The 16,831-nt window shown below is 65.5% G+C and carries 17 protein-coding genes; 6 read left to right on the top strand and 11 right to left on the bottom strand.

Annotation, left to right across the window (positions count from 1 at the left end; all coding sequences use genetic code 11):
* The first annotated feature begins 294 nt into the window (after positions 1-294).
* Positions 295-939, top strand: a complete 645-nt coding sequence (locus tag IB261_RS00590; RefSeq protein ID WP_081518888.1) for a hypothetical protein — start codon at positions 295-297, stop codon at positions 937-939.
* Positions 940-942: 3 nt separating this feature from the next.
* Here IB261_RS00590 and IB261_RS00595 read toward each other — a convergent pair whose 3' ends face one another.
* Entirely contained in the window at positions 943-2,478 is a 1,536-nt protein-coding gene (locus IB261_RS00595; RefSeq protein ID WP_192383445.1) for a SulP family inorganic anion transporter, read from the bottom strand.
* A 198-nt stretch (positions 2,479-2,676) separates the two neighbouring features.
* Positions 2,677-3,393 (bottom strand): carbonic anhydrase, encoded by a 717-nt coding sequence (locus IB261_RS00600; RefSeq protein ID WP_081518886.1) that lies wholly within the window; start codon positions 3,391-3,393, stop codon positions 2,677-2,679.
* 402 nt (positions 3,394-3,795) lie between these two features.
* Here IB261_RS00600 and IB261_RS00605 point away from each other — a divergent pair, with 402 nt between their 5' ends.
* A complete protein-coding gene (locus IB261_RS00605) occupies positions 3,796-4,806 on the top strand; it encodes a hypothetical protein (RefSeq protein ID WP_192383444.1) in 1,011 nt (336 codons plus the stop codon).
* Position 4,807: 1 nt separating this feature from the next.
* Here the strand turns inward: IB261_RS00605 and IB261_RS00610 are convergent, their stop codons facing one another.
* The 6 genes from IB261_RS00610 to prlC all read right to left on the bottom strand — a co-directional run bounded on the left by IB261_RS00610 (position 4,808) and on the right by prlC (position 10,847).
* The gene (locus IB261_RS00610) at positions 4,808-5,866 is read right to left on the bottom strand and encodes a PA0069 family radical SAM protein (protein WP_192383443.1); all 1,059 of its coding nucleotides are present in this window, start codon (positions 5,864-5,866) and stop codon (positions 4,808-4,810) included.
* 213 nt (positions 5,867-6,079) lie between these two features.
* Complete coding sequence (locus tag IB261_RS00615) at positions 6,080-7,684, bottom strand: inorganic phosphate transporter (RefSeq protein WP_192383569.1); 1,605 nt, start codon at positions 7,682-7,684, stop codon at positions 6,080-6,082.
* 209 nt (positions 7,685-7,893) lie between these two features.
* Positions 7,894-8,178, bottom strand: coding sequence for a type II toxin-antitoxin system RelE family toxin (locus IB261_RS00620; protein WP_151188915.1), 285 nt, complete (start codon positions 8,176-8,178; stop codon positions 7,894-7,896).
* Positions 8,168-8,413 carry a type II toxin-antitoxin system Phd/YefM family antitoxin gene (locus tag IB261_RS00625; protein ID WP_081518881.1) on the bottom strand — a complete coding sequence of 82 codons (246 nt, stop codon included), beginning with the start codon at positions 8,411-8,413 and terminating at the stop codon, positions 8,168-8,170. Before IB261_RS00625 ends, IB261_RS00620 begins: the two co-directional genes overlap by 11 nt.
* 119 nt (positions 8,414-8,532) lie before the next feature.
* Positions 8,533-8,802: a YheV family putative zinc ribbon protein gene (locus tag IB261_RS00630; RefSeq protein ID WP_192383442.1), complete on the bottom strand. Its 270-nt coding sequence runs from the start codon at positions 8,800-8,802 to the stop codon at positions 8,533-8,535.
* Complete coding sequence (gene prlC, locus IB261_RS00635; RefSeq protein ID WP_192383441.1) at positions 8,802-10,847, bottom strand: oligopeptidase A; 2,046 nt, start codon at positions 10,845-10,847, stop codon at positions 8,802-8,804. Before prlC ends, IB261_RS00630 begins: the two co-directional genes overlap by 1 nt.
* A 76-nt stretch (positions 10,848-10,923) precedes the next feature.
* On the opposite strand from prlC, the gene IB261_RS00640 reads away from it, so the two are divergent.
* From IB261_RS00640 to IB261_RS00655, 4 genes are all read left to right on the top strand, one after another.
* Positions 10,924-11,466: a gamma carbonic anhydrase family protein gene (locus IB261_RS00640; protein ID WP_192210476.1), complete on the top strand. Its 543-nt coding sequence runs from the start codon at positions 10,924-10,926 to the stop codon at positions 11,464-11,466.
* Between the two features lie 232 nt (positions 11,467-11,698).
* A complete protein-coding gene (locus IB261_RS00645) occupies positions 11,699-12,859 on the top strand; it encodes a hypothetical protein (RefSeq protein WP_192383440.1) in 1,161 nt (386 codons plus the stop codon).
* Positions 12,860-12,929: 70 nt separating this feature from the next.
* The gene (locus tag IB261_RS00650) at positions 12,930-13,403 is read left to right on the top strand and encodes a hypothetical protein (protein WP_192383439.1); all 474 of its coding nucleotides are present in this window, start codon (positions 12,930-12,932) and stop codon (positions 13,401-13,403) included.
* Positions 13,404-13,459: 56 nt separating this feature from the next.
* A complete protein-coding gene (locus tag IB261_RS00655) occupies positions 13,460-14,104 on the top strand; it encodes an HAD family hydrolase (protein WP_192383438.1) in 645 nt (214 codons plus the stop codon).
* A 233-nt stretch (positions 14,105-14,337) separates the two neighbouring features.
* Here IB261_RS00655 and argE read toward each other — a convergent pair whose 3' ends face one another.
* The 3 genes from argE to IB261_RS00670 all read right to left on the bottom strand — a co-directional run bounded on the left by argE (position 14,338) and on the right by IB261_RS00670 (position 16,829).
* Entirely contained in the window at positions 14,338-15,489 is a 1,152-nt protein-coding gene (gene argE / locus IB261_RS00660; RefSeq protein WP_192383437.1) for an acetylornithine deacetylase, read from the bottom strand.
* Positions 15,490-15,551: 62 nt separating this feature from the next.
* A complete protein-coding gene (locus tag IB261_RS00665; RefSeq protein ID WP_138213349.1) occupies positions 15,552-16,226 on the bottom strand; it encodes a DUF1028 domain-containing protein in 675 nt (224 codons plus the stop codon).
* A 192-nt stretch (positions 16,227-16,418) separates the two neighbouring features.
* Positions 16,419-16,829 carry a RidA family protein gene (locus IB261_RS00670; protein WP_015474916.1) on the bottom strand — a complete coding sequence of 137 codons (411 nt, stop codon included), beginning with the start codon at positions 16,827-16,829 and terminating at the stop codon, positions 16,419-16,421.
* Between the last annotated feature and the right edge of the window lie 2 nt (positions 16,830-16,831).

Here is a 16,831-nt window from a genome sequence, read left to right on the forward strand (position 1 = left end):
TTGACGTCGTACCTCGGCAGCACGCAGGGCAGGCCGGGTCCATCAGGTTTTCGGTGTGTCGAAGCGGAGTATAGCCACGGGTTGCGACATAACAACGCAGAGTAAAAACTGTGTTTGAAAGACCGAAGTGCGATCTCAAAGCCACGGACGGCGCGGCTTTGGAGTACCATGCTGGCCGTCTGATATGCCGCGCCGGCATAAACAGTTCATGAATATGACAATCGCGTCTTAGCTACGCCCGGGGTGCGGCTAAGGTCTTTCTTCACTTTCCAAACCCGTTGTCTTGGAGCTGTCATGAACACCGCTGCACTGCGTGAGCTGATCCGGAATGCCCACCTGCTCGAATCCCGCCATGGCCATCTCGCCCGCCTGATCCAGAGCCAACTGCAAAGCCTGCACAAGAGCATCGCCCTGACGGGAGAGGACCCCAGCGGTACGCTGACGCGCTTCGTCCACGCCTACATCGAACAGGTGCCGGACTTCCTCGACGCCGCCAACTCGGTGGCCCGCGCTGCCGGCATCGAGGACCGCATCAAGCCGGTGCTCAAGCTCGCCGAACAGTTCTTCCTCACCCCACCTGCGCTGCTCGACGGCCACGACGGCCTCGATGCGCTGCTGGACGAGGCCTACCTCGCCCACCGTCTGGTGGAAGAGGTGAACGACCGCTACATCGCCCACTTCAACCAGCCGCTGATCCCGCTGGACACCACCGTGGCGAACCTGGTGGCGCACCAACTGATCGGCGAACCCTTCGCCAACCAGCTGGATGAAGCGGTGCACCACGCGGTCAACGGCATGCTCGACGACAGCACCTTCAGTGCCGAATCCGCCGTCAGCTACCGCGCCAGTCTCAATGACCCGCAGGTGGTCATGGCCTGGCAACAGTGGCCGTGCCTGTCGCGGCAGTTCGGCGTCGAGCTGGAGCTGGGCCGCGACTGAGGCTCAGCCCGCACTCTGCAGTGCACGCACCCGGCCCTCCACGCGGCGACGAAGGCCGTTGCCTTCAATGGACAGCCGGCAGCCGTTGGCCGCGGCGCTGCGGCCCCAGTCCTCCAGCAATTCCATGCACGCGTGGTCGATGTAGCTCAGGTGCTGCAGCGGAACGCGCAGGTGCGTACCGGACTTCACCGACTGCAGGGCCTGGGATAGCGCCGGCACCTTGAGGAAGGTCGCCGCGCCGACCAGACGCAGTTCGGCACCGCTGCCCTCGTCGTCGTAGCGCAGGTTGATCTTCAGCCGCGCGGCCTTGAACACCAGCTTCAGCACCGTCAGCGCAAAGCCCAGCAGCACACCGGTGAGCAGGTCGGTGGCAACGATTGCCAGCGCGGTCGCGGCATGCACCAGCACCGGCATGCGTCCATAGCGGCCCAGCGAACGCAGCGCCTTCAGGTCCACCAGCTTGATCCCGGTGTAGACCAGCACGCCGGCCAGGCTGGCGATGGGGATTTGCCGCAGCAGCCCGCCCAGCAGCACGACGAAGCCCAGCAGCCACAGCCCATGGAAGATCGCCGAGGCGCGGCTGCGCGCGCCGGCCTGCACGTTGGCCGAGCTGCGCACAATCACCCCGGTCATCGGCAGCGCGCCGACCAGCCCGCAGAGCATGTTGCCCACACCCTGGGCGCTCAGCTCGCGGTCCATGTCCGAGCGAGGACCGCTGTGCATGCGGTCCACGGCGGCGGCCGAGAGCAAAGTTTCGGCGCTGGCGATGAAGGCCACCACCACGGCGGCCAGCAACAGCGTCGGGTCGAGCAGCGCCGCGAGGTCACTCGGACGGACCCAGTCGATGGCGTCGCCGAGGTTCTCCGGCACGCTCACCCGCAGCACATCCAGTGGCAGCGCGATGCTCACCAGCGTCGCCAGGCTCACGCCGATCAGCGCACCGGGCAGCATGCGCAGCCGGCCGGGCTTGAAGCGGTCCCACAGCGCCATGCAGGCCATGGTGCCGAGCCCGAGCAGCGCCGCATCGAAGCCGCTGGTCCCGGACAGCAGCGCCGCCGGGAAGGCCAGCAGGTTATCCAGCCCGGACGCCTGCGGCTTGAGGTCGAGCATGACGTGGACCTGCGACAGCACGATAAGAATGCCGATGCCCGCGAGCATGCCGTAGACCACGGCCGGCGAGGTCACGCGGAACCAGCAGCCCAGGCGCAGCCTGCCCGCGAGCAATTGCAGCGCGCCGGCCAGCAGCAGGATCGGCCCGAGCATGGCCATGCCGTGGGTGCGGACCAGCTCAAAGACCAGCACCGCAAGGCCCGCCGCCGGGCCGCTGACCTGCAAGGGCGAACCGGCTAGAAAGCCGACCACCAGGCCACCGAGGATGCCGGTTACCAGGCCCTTGGCTGGCGGCATGCCCGAAGCGATGGCGATGCCCATGCACAGCGGCAGGGCGACGAGGAACACCACCACCGACGCGAGCAGGTCGCGCGGCAGCACCTGGCGTAGCTGGGAAAATCCGGATGGAACAGAGTGGGAGGCCGACATGGCGCTGTTCTCCTTACAAGCATTTTTCGGGCGCGCGAAAGCCCACGACGCCGGTTTCGACCGCATCGACACGCGCAATCAAGAGAGATGGCGAACGCAGTGGCAGCGCGCGCCTCAGGCAGGGATCAAGTCAGAAGAGGGGCGCGGCGTTTGTTCTGCTGGGCCGCCGCGCCCCGGGAGCGTACCGGTATCAGCCGCTTACTGGGGGGAGTAGCGCGGGCGCGGGGTCGCACTCGGCGTCGGGCCTTCGCCGTCGAGGGGGCGGAAACGGCCTTCCTGAGCGTCGTAGGCCTTGATGGCGCTGGTCTCGATGTCATACACCCAGCCATGGATGAACAGCTGGCCGGAAGCCAGGCGGGCGGCCACGGACGGGTGGGTCTTCAGGTGGTCCAGCTGGGCTACCACGTTCTCCTCGGTGAGCACGCCCAGGTGCTCCTGAGTGGCGCAGCCGCAGGTCTGAGCGACCACGGTACGAGCGACTTCGGCATGGCGCAGCCACACCTTCACCGTCGGCATGCTTTCCAGGCTCTGCGGATTCAGCACCGCTTTCATCGCGCCGCAGTCGGAGTGACCGCAGACGATGATGTGCTGCACGCCCAGGGCCATCACCGCGAACTCGATGGCGGTGGACACGCCGCCGTTCATCTGGCCGTACGGCGGCACCACGTTGCCGACGTTGCGGGTGACGAACAGGTCGCCCGGCGAGCTCTGGGTGATCAGCTCGGGGACGATGCGCGAGTCGGCACAGGTGATGAACATGGCGCGCGGGTTCTGCGCGTGGGCCAGCTTCTTGAACAGTTCTTCCTGCTGCGGAAAGACCTCATGACGGAACTGGCGAAAGCCCTCGACGATATGGCGAAGCGCCTCGTCAGCCGTTTCGTGGGCGTGATCCTCACCGTGCGTTTTATCGTTCATGTATCAGCCTCGAAGAATGACGAAGAATTTTCCCACGTCAGCCGACGCTCTCCCTGGGGAGAAAAGGCACAGCCGTGGGAAAAAATCTGTCGTGACCGGTTAGTCACCTTGTGCTCAAACCCTAGGCGAAGAAGATTAAACCAAAATTAAAAAACCGCTCTGGAATGAGCTTTTGCATGATGTTTCGCCGACATTTCAAGATGATATCGACAAGCTATCATGGCGATGAAATGTCACGGTGCTACTGTGACGACGCCAATATTTTCGCTACAGGCAATGTGACATTATTCGTGGCGATTACTGTAAGACCCGGACCACCGGGCCTACCGCTTGGTCAGGATGACGAGCGTGGCGCACGGCGCCGGACCCTTCCCAGTTCCCCCGGAAAACAAGGATGTGACCATGCAAGACATCTACAGGATGGCCGGCAACGCGGCCGCGAGCGCGGTGCAAACGGTGAGCGGCGGCGAGTTGCTGATGCCGATGTTCCACTGCCTGGAGCCCGATGGCCGGCTCAAGATGGTGGTGCTGATGGCGGACACCGGCGAGGAGGCCATGCAGGCGGGCCAGCGGATGTACCAGGAGAACACCCAGCAGGCGATCGGAGCGGTATGGATTGTCGACGGCTTCGTGACCCACAAGGAGGTCGGCAAGGTCGATGCGCTGATTCTGAACGTCGTTTCCTACGCCGAGCCGCGTCGTGAGATGCAACTGGCCGTCCCTTACCGCCATGCCCACAGCCATGAAGGCTTCGCCGTGTTCAAGCCCAAGCTGCTGGGCGTGACCGGCATCGCCCAGGACGAGCTGCAACCGCTGATCGACGCTTTCTACCAGGGTCGCGACGAGAACGCCGAGGGCCGGGCGATCTGGAAGGAGCACCAGCAGGACCAGATCACCGGCATGACCGGCTTCGCTGGTTTCTCCGGCGAGGACTGGAAACATCTGCGCGAGGCGCCCATAGCGATCTTCTGCATGGTCGCCAGCGCCGACGGCGAGATCGATGCCAAGGAGGCCGCCGCTTTCGGCAAGCTGTTCAAGGAATCCGGCAAGTACCCCAGTGTGCTGATGCAGCGCGTGATGACCGAGCTCAGCCCGGATACGCCCAGCGGTCGCGCGGTGCTGATGGACTTCCTGCAGCGCTTCGCCGACCCCGAGTTCAACCGCCTGCAGTACCTGGTCGACGTCAACCGACTGCTCGACCAGCAGGCCAGCGACACTGACGCGGCAGCCTTCAAGGCCGACCTGCTGGCGCTGGGCAAGGCGGTGGCGGAATCCTCCGGCGGCGGCTTCCTCGGCTTCGGCAGCAAGGTCAGCAAGGAGGAGAAGAACGTCCTGGTGGTCATCGAGAAGCTGCTCAACTCGCCGCTGCAACTCGCCCAGATGATGGCGGACCTGGTGGCTCCCGACCGCTGATTCAGAACAGGCTCATCTGGCTGCGCGGTGGAGCGAACGCCGTGCAGTCCAGGCCGAAGCTGCCGCGCCGGTTCAGGCCGAGGCGGCGCATGGCGACCTCGAAGCGCTTGGCCAGCAGGTCGGCGAACGGGCCTTCACCGCGGAAGCGATGGCCGAAGCGGCTGTCGTAGATTTCCCCGCCACGCAGCTGGCGAATCAGGCTCATCACATGATTGGCGCGCTGTGGGTAGTGCGCCGCCAGCCACTCCTCGAACAGCGGGCCGACTTCGCGCGGCAGGCGCAGCATCATGTAGCTGGCGCTCTGGGCGCCGGCGGCGTGGGCAGCTTCGAGCAGCGCCTCCAGCTCGCGGTCGTTGATCATCGGGATCATCGGTGAACACAGCACGCCCACCGGAATGCCGTGTTCGTGCAGCACGCGGATCGCCCGCAGGCGCGCGGACGGAGCGGCGGCGCGGGGCTCGAGGATGCGCTTGAGCTCGTCGTCCAGGGTGGTCAGGCTGATCATCACGCCCACCAGCCTGTGCTGCGCCAGTTCGGCCAGCAGGTCGAGGTCGCGCAGGATCAGCGAACCCTTGGTGACGATGGTCACCGGATGGCGGTAACGCAGCAGCACCTCGAGGATCTGCCGGGTCAGGCGCTGCTGGCGCTCGATGGGCTGGTACGGGTCGGTATTGGCGCCCAGGTTGATCGGCGCGCAGACATAGCCCTTGCGGCTCAGCTCTTCTTCCAGCACTTCGGCGGCGTTGGTCTTGGCGATCAGCTTGGTCTCGAAATCCAGCCCCGGCGACAGGTCCCAGTAGGCGTGGCTCGGCCGCGCGTAGCAGTAGATGCAGCCGTGTTCGCAGCCGCGATAGGGGTTGATCGAGCGGTCGAAGGGCAGGTCCGGCGACTGGTTGCGCGAGATCACCGACTTCGCCCGCTCGCTGCGAATTTCCGTCACCTGGGGCTTGGGCACTTCGTCGTACCAGTCGTTATCCACAGGCACCGACGTGGTTGGCGCGAAGCGGTTGTGCGGATTGCTGGCGGTACCCCGGCCGCGGGGTGGAAGGGAAGTGCTCATGTGGGAAAGCTCTGAAGGAGTGCTGTATATAAATACAGTAATCCACTGAGTTTTCCACAGCCAGCACTAACTGCTCGGCGGTCTGATTTCCAACTGTCGGGTTGTTCCTACAAGCCCCAGCTGCAGGGTGCGTAGGGCGGATAACGCGCCAGCATTATCCGCCGACGGCATATCGGCGGATAACCTGTTCCAGGTCATTCGCCCTACTACCCCTCAGAGCAGCCGGGTGAACAGCCAGTACAGCCCCGCCGCGAGCCCGATGGCCGCCGGCAGCGTCAGCACCCAGGCCAGCAGCATGTTGCGGATGGTCGGCCACTGCAGCCCGCTGCCGTTGGCCGCCATGGTGCCGGCCACGCCGGAGGAGAGCACCTGGGTCGTCGACACCGGCAGGCCGAAGCCGTCCGCCGCGCCAATGGTGAGCATGGCCACCAGTTGCGCCGAAGCGCCCTGTGCATAAGTCAGCGGCGTCTTGCCGATGCCCTCGCCGACCGTGGTGACGATGCGCCGCCAGCCCACCAGCGTGCCCAGGCCCAGCGCCAGGGCGACCGCGACCTTCACCCACACCGGAATGAAGCGGATCGCCTGCTCCCCGCCCTGGCGCAGCGCCTGCAGGCTGCTCCAGGTTTCCAGTTCGAAGTGCTGGTCGCTGCGGTCCAGCAGGCGGATGGTCTCCAGGCTCAGGTAGAGGTCGTTGCGCAGGTCCTGCACCTCCTCGGCCGGCACTTTGTCCAGCTGTCCATAGCGCTCCAGGCGCGCACTGACATCGCCGATCACGCTACCCAACGAGGGCAGCAGTTCGGGTCTGACCACCTCATCTTCCTGATAGCTCAACAGCGCCTGGCGCGGGTCCGCCGCCGGGTTGCCGCCTGAGCGGTGCAGCTGTTCCTGGCTGGCTTGGGTCAGGGCGAGCAATTGGCGGGTCTGTTCCGGCGAGTGTGCGCGATCCACGGCGAACGCCAGGGGCACGGTGGCGATCAGGATGAGCATGATCAGACCGATGCCTTTCTGCCCGTCGTTGGAGCCGTGGGCGAAGGACACGCCGGTGCAGGTCAGGATGAGGATCGCCCGAATCCATCGGGGAGGCGGCGTGCGGCCTTCCGGCGCGTGAAACAGCGCGCGGTTGCGGATGGTCGAACTGGCCACCCGCAGCAGCACGAAGGCGGCAAAGAAGCCCACCACCGGCGAGAGGAACAGCGCATAGCCGACCGTCAGCAATTGCGACCAGGCGTTGCCGGACAGGCCGAGGTGCCCGGCCATGGCGCCGTGGGCCAGGCCGATGCCGACGATGGAGCCGATCAGCGTGTGCGACGAGGACACCGGCAAGCCCAGCCACCAGGTGCCGAGGTTCCACAGGATCGAGGCGATCAGCAGGGCGAAGATCATCGCCAGCCCGGCGCTGCTGTCCACCTTGAGCAGCAGGTCCAGCGGCAGCAGCGAGACGATGGCGAAGGCCACCGCACCGCTGGAGAAGAGCACGCCGAGGAAATTCCACAGCCCTGACCAGGCCACCGCGAAGCGCGGCGGCAGGGCGTTGGTGTAGATGACCGTGGCCACCGCATTGGCGGTGTCGTGGAAGCCGTTGATGAACTCGAAGCCCAGGGCGATCAGCAAGGCGACCACCAGCACCAGCACCGACCAGCCTGGCTCCAGGTGCGTGCCGCTGGCGTGGATGTCGTGCCCGAGTGCGGCGAAGGTGAATACCAGCGCGGCGGCCAGCAGCAGGAAGAAGGTCAGTCGCCCCTTGAATCCGTGGGTCTCGCGCAGCACCGGGCTGATCGGGAACTGCGTCAGGCGCGAGGCGCGCATCACCTCGAGCATGCCAAAGCGGTCAAGCACAGGGGCGCTTCCTTCGGGTCGGTGGCGGCATCTGGCGGATTCCTTGCGGCGATGCCCTACAGACTAGCCGGCCATGGCGACATGGGCTGGCCGGGCGAGCGGGGCGGGGGTAATGCTATGCCAGTTGGTAGCGACCTTTCTTGATGCCAGTTCCGGGGTTTGCGGTTTCGCGCTCCAATATCCTCGAAATCTCAGCGCCGCTCCTGCGCTGCGCTGTATACCTCGCCGCGTTCGCGCTTGCCGACCGCAACCACGGAAACCACTACGCGATCCTCTTCGATGCGGTAGACCAGACGGTAGCCTGCCGAGCGCAGCTTGATCTTGTAGTGGTCCGCCAGCCCGTGCAGGGCGTCGGCCTGGACGCGAGGATTTTCCAGGCGTTCGACGAGTTTGCGTTTGAACTGCTCACGCACCGTATGCCCCAGCTTGTGCCATTCCTTCAAGGCGGCAGGGAGGAATTCGAGTTCATAGGTCATCGAGCGATACCGGGACGCCTTTGTCTCCCAGTCGCGAGCGGGCAATTTCTGCCAGTTCCAGGTCTTCCAGACGCTCCAGAATCGACTCGAAAAGCTCCGCCGGCACCATGTAGCCCATCACCTTGTTGTGATTGAGCACCGCCACCGGCTCACCGCCGGATTCGGCCAGTACGGCAGAGGGATTCTTCTTGAGTTCCGATACGCTGACGGCGGTATTGGCAAGCAGGTTCTGCATGAAATGGCTCCAAATAATGACCAGAATTCTGGTCATTATAGATGCCGTCGGCAATAGCTCATGGGTGAAAAAAGAAATGCCCCGGCAAGCCGGGGCATTCGCTGAGCGTCACGCAGGCGCTATTCCTGCGACTTCTTCAGTTTCGGATTGGGGAAGAACTGCACCCCCTGCACCTTCGGGTCCTTGGGCTTTTCCAGCGCGCTGGTGTTGACGCGGGTGGACAGCTCTTTAGGCACCGACTGGCCCTGGGCGTTGAGCGTGTCGGCATAGCCGCAGGCCACGCATTCGCGATGCGGCACGCCGTCGACGTCCCACATGACGATCTTGTCCTGCTCGCTGCAGGCTGGGCAGACGGCCCCGGCGATGAAGCGCTTCTTCACCTCGCTCATCACGCCGCCTCCTCGGACAGGCCCGAGTGGCGCAGCAGGGCGTCGATGGACGGCTCGCGGCCACGGAAGGCCACGAACAGCGCCATCGGCTCCTGGGAGCCGCCCTTGGCCAGGATCGCCTCGCGGAAGGCTGCGCCGGTCGCCGGGTTGAGGACGCCTTCTTCCTCGAAGCGGGAGAACGCGTCGGCGGACAGCACTTCGGCCCACTTGTAGCTGTAGTAACCGGCTGCGTAACCGCCGGCAAAGATATGCGCGAAGCTGTTGGCGAAGCGGTTGTACGCCGGCGGGCGCATCACCGCGACTTCATCGCGGATTGCCTCGATCACGTCGAGCACGCTGCGGCCGTCGCCGTGGGTGGCGTGCAGCTCGAAGTCGAACAGGGAGAACTCCAGCTGGCGAACCATCATCAGGCCGGACTGGAAGTTCTTCGCGGCGAGCATCTTCTCCAGCAGGTCCTGGGGCAGCGGCGCGCCGGTTTCGTAATGACCGGAGATCAACGCCAGGCCTTCGGGCTCCCAGCACCAGTTCTCCATGAACTGGCTTGGCAGCTCCACCGCGTCCCAGGCCACGCCGTTGATGCCCGAGGCACCGGCGTGCTCGACGCGGGTCAGCAGGTGGTGCAGGCCATGACCGAATTCGTGGAACAGGGTGGTGACTTCATCGTGGGTCAGCAGCGCCGGCTTGCCGCCGACCGCCGGGGTGAAGTTGCAGACGAGATAAGCCACCGGCGATTGCAGCTCGCCACCGGCGGTGCGACGACGGTCGCGGGCGCCGTCCATCCAGGCGCCGCCACGCTTGTTGGCGCGGGCGTAGAGGTCGAAGTAGAAGCGGCCGACGTGCTGGCCGTTTTCCTCGATCTCGAACAGGCGCACGTCCGGGTGCCAGCGCTCGAAGTCGTTCAGTTCGCGGATCTGGATGCCGTAGAGCTTCTGCACGATGGCGAACAGGCCGGAGAGCACCTTGTCCACCGGGAAGTAGGCGCGCAGGGCTTCCTGGGACACGCTGTAGCGCGCTTCGCGCAGCTTTTCGCCGAAGTAGCTGGCATCCCAGCTGGCGAGGTTCGGGCAGCCCTGCTCGGCGGCGTAGGCCTTGAGCTGCGCAAGGTCCTGGGCGGCGAAGGGCTTGCTGCGCACGGCCAGGTCACGGAGGAAGTGCAGGACATGCTCGGGGGTCTCGGCCATTTTCGTGGCCAGGGACAGCTCGGCGAAGTTCCTGAAGCCCAGCAGACGCGATAGCTCCTGGCGCAGGTCGAGGATTTCCTGCATCACCGGGCCGTTGTCGTTCTGCCCGGCGTTCGGGCCCTGGTCGGAGGCGCGGGTGCAGTACGCGGCGTAGACCTCTTCGCGCAGGGCGCGGTCTTCGGCGTAGGTCATCACCGCGTAGTAGCTGGGGAATTCCAGGCTGATCAGCCAGCCGTCCAGCTCCTTGGCCTGGGCGGCCTGCTGCATCTGCGCCTTGGCCGAGTCGGTCAGGCCGGCCAGCGCGGCTTCGTCGGTGATGTGCTTGGTCCAGGCCTGGGTGGCGTCCAGCAGCTGGTTGGAGAAGCGACTGCCCAGCTCGGACAGGCGCGTCTGGATTTCCGCGTAACGCTGCTGCTGGTCGGCCGGCAGGTCGATACCCGACAGGCGGAAGTCGCGCAGGGCGTGTTCGAGGATGGTCTTCTGGGCGACGTCGAAGTCTTTGGACTCGGCACCGGCAGCCAGCGACTCGTAGGCCTTGAACAGTTCGCGGTTCTGGCCCAGTTCGGTCCAGTAGGCGGACAGCAGCGGCAGGCAGCCTTCGTAGGCCTCGCGCAGTTCGGCGCTGTTGCATACCGCGTTGAGGTGGCTGACCGGGCTCCAGGCCTTGCCCAGGCGGTCATGCAGTTCGTCCATGCTCAGCACCAGGCCGGCCCAGGTCGGCGTGCCGTTCTGCTGGGCGAGGATGCGCGCGATGGCGGCGCGGTTGTCGGCGAGGATCTGCTCGATGGCCGGCTTCACGTGCTCGGGGCGAATGGAGGAGAAGGGCGGCAGGTCGTAGCTCTGCAGAAGGGGATTCGCGCTCACGGTGGCACCTTGGCTGAAGAAACACCCGGCCATCTTAAATACAATCGACCGTAACCGCAGCCACAGGAAAGCTATCGTGACGATTCGAACCTATCAGGGCAAAACGCCATCCCTCGGCGAGCGCGTCTTCGTCGATGCCAGCGCGGTGGTCATCGGCGACGTGGAGATCGGCGCGGACAGCTCGGTGTGGCCGCTGGTCACCATCCGTGGCGACATGCACCGCATCCGCATCGGCGCGCGCACCAGCGTGCAGGACGGCAGCGTGCTGCACATCACCCACGCCGGCCCCTTCAATCCGGACGGCTTCCCGCTGACCATCGGCGACGAAGTGACCATCGGCCACAAGGTGCTGCTGCATGGCTGCAGCATCGGCAGCCGCATCCTGGTTGGCATGGGCTCCATCGTCATGGACGGTGCGGTGATCGAGGACGAGGTGATCCTCGGCGCCGGCAGCCTGGTGCCGCCGGGCAAGACGCTGGAGAGCGGCTTCCTCTATGTCGGCAGCCCGGTGAAGAAGGCCCGGCCGCTGACCGACAAGGAGCGGGCGTTCTTCAGCTATACCGCCGGGAACTACGTGAAGTTGAAGGATCAGCACATTGCCGAGGGTTATGCCGGCTGACGGCGGAGTCTCCGTAGGGCGAATAAAGCGGAACGCTTTATCCGCCGATCCCCCGATGGCGGATAACGCCCGAGGCTTTATCCGCCCTACAACCAGCCGTCCCGCCAGACGGCCGGCCATGCAGGGTCTGGCGCCCTATACTGACCCGAGGTGACCGGACGCCAGCGCGTGCCCGGCCGGGTTCAGCAGCGGGCGGCCAGCCATCACGGCGCCGCCGAGCCGGCGAGCGGCCATGAACAGTCTGTGCTCCCCCAGCGCCACCGTTTCGCCCTGGCGGCGCGGCGGTGTCATTGCCTTGCTGATGCTGGCGCTGGCTGGCTGCGCCCATCACCCCGCTCAGCCCGCCGCCCCGATCAGCGAAGCCACCTGGCACCAGGTGGACGCCGACATTGGCGCCGCTTCCCTGGCCGCCACCTCCCAGGCCCGCGCCTACGCCGAAGAGGCCATGCAGCAGTGGATGGACCTGGTCTACCAGCGTACCGACGAGAAATTCATCCCCTGGTTCTCCAGCTACTGGACCCAGGAATGGCTGAGCATGAAGGTCGCCTGGTACAAGATGGGCTCCCACGGCGACCTCGATCCCACCGTCGACAAACTGGCCGTCTATCTGCAGGAACAGTACCGCAAGCAGGTACTGATACCCGTCGCGAAGCAGGTCGACCCCGACGCGGTGATGGAGAAGGCCACCCGGCATTACATCGAGATGCTGACCGTGGCGGTGAAGGACATTCCCCAGCGCCGCGGCATCCCGCAGAAGGCCTTCGACGAGCACCTGATGGGCATCCCGGCGATCTCCCTCGGCCCGCCCTCCAGCCGCGATGCTTCGCTGTATGACGTGGTGTACGCCAAGGACATCGGCAAGCTGCCGGCCTTCGCCGCGCTGATGCAGGACATCCGCACGGCGGCGGGCAAGGCCGGGGCCGGCACCAAGGTCAGTGGCGTCTCACCGGTGGCCCAGCGCACCAGCGCCAAGCTGGTGCACGAGTTGCGCAACCGCAGCATTGCCGGGGTGGTGGCGAGCGCGGCAGGCAAGGTCGCCGGCTCGGTCATATCGGTGGCCTTCACCCTGTTCAGCATGGCCGGCAACGACCACGACCGACCGGAGGTGGAGACCCAGTTACGCAAGGAGATCAACGCCGCCTTCGACGAACAGTGGCTGGCGCTGATGCGCGACCCGGACGGCGGGGTGATGTCCGGCGTCGATCACCTCGGCGCCCGTGTGCAGCAGAGCCTGACTGGGCGGCTGGCGCAACCGGAGGAAGAGCCGGACGAACAGTCCACAGCCCAGACCTACGGCGCCGGCGAGGCCGAGCCGGTGAGCGTCAGCGGTGGCTTCCGCGTGCTCAAGCAGGGGCAGGGCTCGGCGCCCCCCGCCGACAATGGCGCCGAATGATGGAAATGTCGCTGGCCCGCCTTGCATACTGAAGCGCCTTCAAAGGCCCCTGGATGACCGAGGCAATCGAATGACACCACCCTACTGCGCGGTTTGTGGCAAGGATTTCCGTGGTGAGTACTTTCATACAGGGAACGGTGGTGAGTTGATTCGATTTGCCGACTATCTGCCCTTGCTTGAAGGCTCTGTGGGAATGCCGGCTGGAGCTGCCTGGTTCTGTCGCTCACATGTCGACGCTGCACGGAGCCACTGCGCCCTGATCCAGAAGGACGCGCTCGACTCGCTGCGCCAGCTCTTCGGCCAATTTTCCCCGCCGATTCCTGGCCCCATGCGCGACCCTGAACTGTGGGCCATCGTTGCTGGCGCCAATTTGGGGGCAGTTGCAAGATTGGTGCGCTCGGCTTCTGGCGGGACACCGGCCCAGGCGCACGAGCGGATCAAGGCTGGGCCCTTTCTGCTGATCTCGGGCTGGCCATCCGAGCTTGCTCGCTGGGAGGCTCTACTCCGAGAGGCGGGGGCAACTACCGAGATTCGCTATCCCTGAAAGTCACGATGCAAGTTATCCTTCCCGCCCGACTTTCGCGGCCGGACGCTGATCCCATGCATTACCAGAACATTCTTTTCGACCTCGACGGCACCCTCACCGACCCGCGCGACGGCATCACCCGTTCGATCCAGTACGCCCTCGCCCAGCTGGGCATCGACGAGCCCGACCTGCGTCAGCTCGAACACTTCATCGGCCCGCCGCTGCTGCAGTGCTTCATGAGCACCTACGACTTCGACGAGGCGCGCGCCTGGGAAGCGGTGAATCACTACCGCGTGCGCTTCAAGGACACCGGGCTGTACGAGAACAAGGTGTTCGATGGCGTCGCCGAGCTGCTGCAACTGCTCGGCGGCCAGGGTCGCACGCTGTTCATCTGCACCAGCAAGCCAACCGTGTTTGCCGCCGAAATCGCCCGCCACTTCGACTTCGCCCGGCACTTCAAGGTGATCTACGGCAGCGAGCTGGACGGCACGCGCACCAACAAGGTCGAGCTGATCGAGCACCTGCTGGGCATCGAGCAACTGGACCTGAAGCAGACGCTGATGATCGGCGACCGCAAGCACGACCTGATCGGCGCGCACCGCAACGGCCTGTCCGCCGCGGGTGTCGGCTATGGCTTCGGCAGCCGCGAAGAGCTGATGGCGGAGAGCCCGGCGCATTACTTCGCGAACATGGACGAGCTGCGCGCGGCGTTTGCCTGACCGCGCAGCGCTGAACCTGCAGGAGCGGGCCATGCCCGCGACCGGCCGACTGGATCGTAGGGCGGATAACGCGCCAGCGTTATCCGCCGCGAGGGATTCGGCGGATAACCCGTTCCGGGTTATGCGCCCTACAGCCGATTCTTTCGCGATCGATTTCCGGCCGCTCCGGGCAAGCCGGATGCCCATCGCGGACGGAGTCCACTCCTACGAAGCCGGGTAAACCGCGTGGTGAATCAACTGCGCAACCACTCCGCCAGTCGCCCCATCATTTCATCGCACTTCGCCAACTGCTCCAGGCTGACGAACTCGTCCGGCTTGTGGCCCTGGTCCATGCTGCCCGGGCCGCAGACCACGGTGGGGATGCCTGCCTGGTGGAACAGCCCGCCTTCGGTGCCATAAGCAACGGTGGTGAAGTCGCGCGAGCCGCTGAGCAGCGCTATCAGCTCAGCAGCCTGGGCCTGCTGGTCGGTGACCAGCGCCGGGTAGGCGGAAATTTCGCTGAAGCGGATGTTCGTCTCGGCCTTCACCGCACGCATCTTCGGCAGCAGCTCGGCTTCGGCAAAGGCGCGCAGGTCATCGGCGACCTGCTGCGGATCGTCGCTGGGCAGCGCGCGTACTTCGAAATCGAACTGGCATTCGGCGGGCACGATGTTCAGTGCGCGGCCGCCGCTGATCACGCCGGTCTGCACGGTGGAGTAGGGTGGATCGAAGCGCGGGTCATGGCGCTCGGGTGCGGCCAGGCGGGTGCCGATCTCGCCGAGGCGGCCGATCAGTTTCGCCGCGTACTCGATGGCGTTCACGCCCTGCGGCGCGTAGGCCGAGTGGCACGGTGCACCGTGTACCTGGCAGCGCATGGCGAGCTTGCCCTTGTGGCCGAGCACCGGCTTGAGTTCGGTGGGTTCGCCGATGATGCACAGCATCGGCTTGTGTTCGCGATGCTCCAGCGCGGCGAGCAGCGAGCGCACGCCGAGGCAGCCGACTTCCTCGTCGTAGGAGAAGGCCAGGTGCACCGGCAGGCGCAGCGGCTGGGCGAGGAACGCCGGTACCGCCGCCAGCACGCAGGCGATGTAGCCCTTCATGTCCGCGGTACCGCGCCCGTAGAGGCGGCCATCGCGTTCGGTGAGCTCGAACGGCGGAACCGTCCACGGCTGGCCATCGGTGGGCACCACGTCGGTGTGGCCCGACAGGCACACGCCGCCGCGGTCCTGCGGACCCAGCGTGGCGTAGAGATTGGCCTTGCCGCCTTCGGCATCGTGGAACAGCTCGCAGGCGATGCCAAAGCCCGCGAGGTAGTCGCGGATGTAGTGGATCAGCGCCAGGTTGGAATTGCGGCTGACGGTATCGAAGGCGATCAGGTCGGCGAGGATTTCACGGCTGGAAGGCATGGTCGGGTCCTGCTTCAAAACTTTTGCAGGAGCGGGCATGGCCGCCCCTGCGGGAGGGTCGCTTACTCGTCGCCCGGCACGCCGTAGCTCGGCGCCTTGGTCGGGTCGAGGGCGCGCACCAGGTAGTCCTCCAGCTGAGGCTTGTAGGCCACCCAGAGTTTTTCCAGCTCATCGATGGGCGCTTCGTCCGCCCAGTCTACGCGCAGGTCGACGATCGGCCAGACCAGGTCGCCGACGACTTTCAGGGCGGCCGAATGCACCGGGCCGGCCTCGCCACCGGCGGCCATCGCCGCCTGCATCGCGGCCAGCAGGCGCTCGGCCAGGCAGCCGTTGGCGCTTTCGAAGGCCTGGGTCATGGCTTGGATCACCGCGGGGGACGACAGCAGGTTGCCCGCCGCCACGCAGTTTTCACCGGCCACGGCGTTGTACACGCCCAGCGCTTCGCTGCCGGTGAACAGCGCGACCTTGCCGTGCTGGTCGATCACCGTCACCTGGCGGTACTGGCTGTAGCCGTTGCTGGAGAGCGCCTTGTCCAGCGCCGCACCCGGCTCCAGTCCGGCTTCGAGCTGGTCGAGGATCTGCGGGCCGAGGGCCGGCAGGGTGATGTTCTGCGTGGCCACCGCACCGACGCCGGCGCGCACCCAGGGGCAGCGGGCGCCCACGGCGATGCTCGAGGAGCTGATGGCGATACCCAGTTGTCCGGTTTCGGCGCAGCGGCCGACGATGGAGAAGGTCATGGTGGCTCCTTGCTTGTTCTGGTAGCTAAAACGACAAAGGGCGATGCGGAAAATCCGCATCGCCTGCACGCTTGAAAGCGTTACGAGCGACGGCCAGGCAAGGCGGGGTTGGTCGAGAAAAGCGGAGTTTGCTGTAGCAAATGAGCATTTTCTCGACCGGCCCCAACGCAGCATGGGCTAGCGCAGTAGCTTTCAGTCCGGAATGACTGCGATGACGTCAATTTCCATCAACCACTGCGGCTGGCCGAGGGCCGACACCACCAGGCCGGTGGAGATCGGGAACACGCCCTTCAGCCACTTGCCGACTTCCTGGTACACCGGCTCGCGGTAGCGCGGGTCGATCAGGTAGGTGGTGGTCTTGACGATGTGCGACAGGTCGCTGCCGGCTTCTTCCAGCAGTTGCTTGACGTTCTTCATCGCCTGTTCGGCCTGGGCACGCGGGTCGCCGAGGCCCACCAGGTTGCCCTCGAAGTCGGTACCGACCTGGCCGCGTACGTACACGGTGTTGCCGGCGCGCACGGCCTGGCAGAGGTCGTTGTCCAGGGTCTGGTTCGGGTAGGTGTCCTTGGTGTTGAACATGCGGATGCGAGTGTGGGTAGGCATCT

This window comes from Pseudomonas sp. PDM20 (genome assembly GCF_014852575.3).
Lineage (GTDB): Bacteria > Pseudomonadota > Gammaproteobacteria > Pseudomonadales > Pseudomonadaceae > Pseudomonas.